This is a genomic window from Streptomyces sp. SID4985 (genome assembly GCF_009863025.1).
Classification (GTDB): Bacteria; Actinomycetota; Actinomycetes; order Streptomycetales; family Streptomycetaceae; genus Streptomyces.
Map to the genome: position 1 here is coordinate 1 of NZ_WWIR01000091.1, position 5,026 is coordinate 5,026.

At 72.7% G+C, this 5,026-nt stretch carries 5 protein-coding genes; 2 read left to right on the plus strand and 3 right to left on the minus strand.

Translation table 11 applies throughout. The features are described from left to right. The 3 genes from GTW40_RS03995 to GTW40_RS04005 all read right to left on the minus strand — a co-directional run. Positions 1-1,284, minus strand: a 1,284-nt coding sequence (locus tag GTW40_RS03995) for a DUF58 domain-containing protein (protein WP_161178754.1), incomplete at its 3' end; no start/stop codon positions are given. Continuing rightward, complete coding sequence (locus tag GTW40_RS04000; protein WP_161178755.1) at positions 1,284-2,324, minus strand: AAA family ATPase; 1,041 nt, start codon at positions 2,322-2,324, stop codon at positions 1,284-1,286. The genes GTW40_RS03995 and GTW40_RS04000, both read right to left, overlap by 1 nt. 316 nt (positions 2,325-2,640) lie before the next feature. Next, a complete protein-coding gene (locus GTW40_RS04005; RefSeq protein ID WP_161178756.1) occupies positions 2,641-3,219 on the minus strand; it encodes a carbonic anhydrase in 579 nt (192 codons plus the stop codon). A 421-nt stretch (positions 3,220-3,640) separates the two neighbouring features. On the opposite strand from GTW40_RS04005, the gene rsmH reads away from it, so the two are divergent. Together rsmH and GTW40_RS04015 are read left to right on the plus strand one after the other, a co-directional pair. Then, positions 3,641-4,597 (plus strand): 16S rRNA (cytosine(1402)-N(4))-methyltransferase RsmH, encoded by a 957-nt coding sequence (rsmH, locus tag GTW40_RS04010; protein ID WP_161178757.1) that lies wholly within the window; start codon positions 3,641-3,643, stop codon positions 4,595-4,597. Between the two features lie 42 nt (positions 4,598-4,639). Continuing rightward, positions 4,640-5,026 (plus strand): septum formation initiator family protein (locus tag GTW40_RS04015; protein ID WP_343245608.1); only part of this gene is annotated, 387 nt, incomplete at its 3' end.

Here is a 5,026-nt window from a genome sequence, read left to right on the forward strand (position 1 = left end):
GTCCAGCGAGGCACCGCGCGGCACACCGAGCGCCGTCCAGCCCGCCTCGCGCAGCGCCCGCAACCGCTCCTCGCACGCGTCCTCGGGACCGGGTCCCGCGGCCGGATCGCGCGTCCACACCCCCGGGTCCAGCACGAAGGCCAGCGCGGCCCCGCTGCGCCGCCGCATCCGGGCCACCGTGCGCACCTGCTCCTCGTCGAGATCGCCGAGCAGCGCGACCAGCAGACCCTCGTCCCCGCTGCGCAGCGCGTCGTACGCCCGCGTCAGGTTCGTGCCGTCCGAGTGGTCGACCACCGCGAGGGTGTCCATCATCAGCCCCGACACGGCGGCCGTCTCCTGGCCCGTGCCCGGGAACCCCGCGCCGCCCTCGCCGGGCACCGCAGCACCGGTGTCCATGAGCAGCCGCACCGAGAAACCGCGCTCCACCATGTGCGCGAGGACCGAGGCGGCCGCGGAGACCGCCCACTCGAAGGCCGAACCCGGGCCCGCGTCCTCGTACCCCACCGCGCGGGTGTCCAGCAGCACCGTGCAGCGGGCCCGCCGGGGCTGCTCCTCACGGCGCACCATCAGCTCGCCGTGGCGCGCGGTGGACCGCCAGTGCACCCGGCGCAAATCGTCGCCGTAGCGGTAGCCGCGCGGGATCACGTCGTCGTCCCCGGCCACGGCCAGCGAGCGGCGCTGCCCGTCGCCGTACCCCTGCGCCTCGCCGCCCAGGCGCACCGGGGCCAGCGGCTCTACGCGCGGGACGACCGTCAGCGTGTCGTGCGCCGGGAAGGAGCGGGTCAGCTCGCACATGCCGAACGGATCGCTCAGCCGCAGCTGGAGCGGTCCCAGCCGGTAACGGCCGCGCAGGTCCGAGCGGACCCGGTAGGACACCTCGCGGCGCCCGCCCGGCTCGACCCGGTCGAGCACGAAACGCGGCCGGGGCCCGAGCACGTACGGCACCCGGTCCTGGAGCATCAGCAGCCCGGTCGGCAGCCGGGAGACGTTGTCCACGGCGAGGTTCACCCGGGACTCGGCGCCCGCCGGGACGCGGCCGGGGGAGAGGTACCGTTCGGACGCCACCCGGTGCTTGGTGCGGTGCACCACGCCCGCGCAGATCAGCGGCAGCACGGCAAGGAGCAGCCCGACCCGGAGCAGATCGCTCTGGCCCAGTACGTACGCGCACACCGACGCGGCGATGCCCGCCGCCAGGAAGGAACGGCCCCGGGTGGTCAGCCCCGCCAGGGCCGTACGCAGCGCGGACGCCGGGCCCGGTGTCCGCTCCGGCCTCCCGCCGGACATCACAGACCCCGCGGAGGCTGCTGGGGATAGGCCGGGACGGCCCGGCCGAGACCGCCGAAGGCCCGCTCCCGCTGCGCGGTCGAGGGCACGACGGTGTGCCGCAGGATCTCCAGCACGACCTGCTCGGCCGTACGACCGCTCATCTGGGACTCGGTGGTGGGCAGCAGCCGGTGCGCGAGGACGGCCACGGCCAGCTCCTGCACGTCGTCCGGCAGCGCGTACTCCCGCCCGGCCAGGGCCGCCGACGCCTTCGCCGCACGCAGCAGATGCAGCGTGGCGCGCGGCGAGGCGCCGAGTCTGAGGTCGGGATGGGTGCGGGTCGCCGAGACCAGCTCCACCGCGTACCTCCGGACCGCGTCCGAGACGTGGACCTCGCGCACCGCCTCGATCAGCTTCACGATGTCGTGCGCGTGCGCCACCGGCTCCAGGTCCTCCAGCGGGGAGACCGCGCCGTGCACGTCCAGCATCCGCAGCTCGGCCTCGATGCTCGGATAGCCCACCGACACCCGCGCCATGAACCGGTCGCGCTGCGCCTCGGGCAGCGGATACGTGCCCTCCATCTCGACCGGGTTCTGCGTCGCCACCACCATGAAGGGGCTCGGCAGTTCATAGCTCTGCCCGTCGATGGTGACCTGGCGCTCCTCCAGCGACTCCAGCAGCGCCGACTGGGTCTTGGGCGACGCGCGGTTGATCTCGTCGCCGATCACGATCTGCGCGAAGATCGCCCCCGGCTTGAACTCGAACTCACGGCGCTGCGGATCCCAGATCGACACCCCCGTGATGTCCGAGGGGAGCAGATCCGGCGTGAACTGGATACGCCGCACCGAGCAGTCGATGGACCGCGCCAGCGCCTTGGCCAGCATGGTCTTGCCCACGCCCGGCACGTCCTCGATCAGCAGATGCCCCTCGGCGAGCAGTACGGTCAGCGAAAGCCGTACGACCTCGGGCTTGCCCTCGATCACACCCTCCACCGAACGGCGCACCCGCTCCACCGTCGCCGTCAGATCACTGAGGCTCGCTCGATCGTCATAGGTCGTCACCCGGCCCTCCTCGGCCCGTTCTCACCATGGCCGGGACCCGCGACACCTCGCGACGCGGCTCCGGCCCACCCCGAAACACGGACACCGTGCGGAACCAGATCCGCGCGCCGTCACACCCGCATTCTTGCCGCCGTTATCGATTCGTGTCACGGCCTGTGGACAACTGCCCGTCACGACCTGTGGACAACGACTCGGCGCGATGCCGGTCTTGCGGCCTTTGGCCGCCCCTCCCTGGACCGGCCACCCGTCCCCGGGCCGGTCGCTCATCCCGGGCAGGCCGCCCCTCCCGCTGGTGGAAAGGGGCGGCCGGGAAACGTCAGGCGGACGCGGAACCGGCGGAACGGTCCTGTACCGGGTCGATCTCGCGCAGCAGACCGCTGCGCACGTCGAACACGAAGCCGCGCACGTCGTCGGTGTGCGGCAGGAACGGCGAGGTCCGCACCCGCTGCATCGACTGGCGCACATCCTGGTCCACGTCCCGGAAGGCCTCCACCGCCCAGGCCGGGCGCTGGCCCACCTCCATCTCCAGCTCGTGCCGGAATTCCTCGGTGAGGGACTCCAGACCGCAGTTGGTGTGGTGGATGAGCACGACACTCCGGGTGCCGAGTGCCCGCTGACTGATGGTCAGGGAGCGGATCACGTCGTCGGTGACGACGCCGCCCGCGTTGCGGATGGTGTGGCAGTCGCCCAGCTCCAGGCCGAGCGCCGCGTGCAGATCGAGGCGGGCGTCCATACAGGCGACCACGGCCACGCGCAGCACGGGATGCGCGTCCATACCGGGATCGCTGAATCCCGCCGCGTACTGCTCGTTGGCGTCGACCAGGCGGTCCGTCACGCTGCCGTCGCCCGTTATGGCGCCCTCGGGTCCGGTGGGAACTGCTGCGGAAGTCGTCATGGTCCCGACGTTACTGGTCACCGGACTCCCCGGCCTGCTGTGAGAGGGGACAAAGAACGCCATCGTGGCTTGTTGTGAGCCAACCCACACGGAGCGCCAACCTCCGCCGGACGGGTGAGTCCGGGCCGATCACGGCTCCGGCGCCGAAGCCGTACGCGACGCGCAGGCCGGTAGATTGACCGCGACACAGGGTGGACTAAAGTGACGCGAAGCGGGAGGCCCGGCTCTTCCCGCTGGTGAAACCCCAAGGAGACGGCACGGATCCACCCGGACCGCCTCCCCGCGTGCGCGGCGCGTACGTACGGCTCGGCCTCCTCCCGCTCCCGGTCGGCTGACGCTTCCGGCGCCGGCGGCCTCCCCTACATGGAGCAGCGGGCGGGGACTCGGCGGTGCGTGCGCCCGCCAGAACTGAGAGGCTCCCTTGACCGAGAGTCGACACGTCCCGGTGATGCTCCAGCGGTGCCTGGATCTGCTGGCACCCGCTCTGGAGCGGCCCGGAGCGGTGGTCGTCGACTGCACGCTCGGCCTCGGCGGCCACAGCGAGGCGCTGCTGACCCGCTTCCCCGAGGCCCGGCTGATCGGCCTCGACCGGGACAAGGAGGCGCTGCGCCTCTCCGGCGAACGCCTCGCCCCCTTCGGCGACCGCGCCACCCTCGTGCACGCCGTCTACGACGAACTCCCCGAGGTGCTCGACCGCCTCGGCATCCCGGACGTCCAGGGCGTCCTCTTCGACCTCGGCGTCTCCTCCATGCAACTGGACGAGGCCGACCGGGGCTTCGCCTACGCCCAGGACGCGCCCCTGGACATGCGCATGGACCAGACGACCGGCATCAGCGCCGCCGAGGTCCTCAACACCTACCCGGCCGGTGAACTCGTCCGCATCCTGCGCGCGTACGGCGAGGAGAAGCAGGCCAAGCGGATCGTCTCGGCGGTCGTGCGCGAGCGCGAGAAGGAGCCGTTCACCAACAGCGCCCGCCTGGTCGAGCTGATCCGCGACGCCCTGCCGCAGGCCGCCAAGCGCACCGGCGGCAACCCGGCCAAGCGCACCTTCCAGGCGCTGCGCATCGAGGTCAACGGCGAACTGTCCGTCCTGGAGCGGGCCATCCCGGCGGCCGTGAAGGCCATCGGCGTCGGCGGCCGTGTCGCGGTGCTCTCGTACCACTCGCTGGAGGACCGACTGGTCAAGCAGGTCTTCGCGGCCGGAGCCGCCAACACCGCACCCCCCGGCCTGCCGGTCGTGCCCGAGCGCTACCAGCCCCGGCTCAAGCTGCTCACGCGCGGCGCCGAGCTCCCCACCGAGGAGGAGATCGCCGAGAACCGCCGGGCCGCCCCCGCCCGGCTGCGCGGTGTCGAGCGGATCCGGGGGGACGTCGAGTGAGCGGACGGGGCCGACCGGGCGGCCGGACCCTGCGGAGGGCCCGTGGGCGCTAAACCCGAACTGCGAGGGCGGGCCGCACGGCTCGCCCGGCTCTTCCCGGCGGGCCGTGCCCGCGCCGCCCGTACCCCCTTCGTCCTTCTCGTCGTCCTGCTCCTCGGCGGCGGCCTGCTCTGTCTGCTGATGCTCAACTCCGCGCTCAGCGAGGGCTCGTTCAAGCTCGACGACCTCCAGAAGCGCACCAAGAACCTCACCGACGAGGAGCAGGCCCTCCAGCGGGACATCGACTCCTACTCCTCCCCGGACGCCCTCCAGCGCCGCGCCCGCGAACTCGGCATGGTCCCCGGCGGCGACCCCGCCTTCCTCGGCCCCGACGGCAGCGTCAGGGGCGTCCCGAGCGCCGCGCCCAGCGCCGCCGCGCTCAGCGGCCCG

Bases quoted from the DNA above. Each gene is read 5' to 3' on its own strand.
- GTW40_RS04005 (WP_161178756.1), bottom strand. From the start codon at position 3,219: ATGACGACTTCCGCAGCAGTTCCCACCGGACCCGAGGGCGCCATAACG.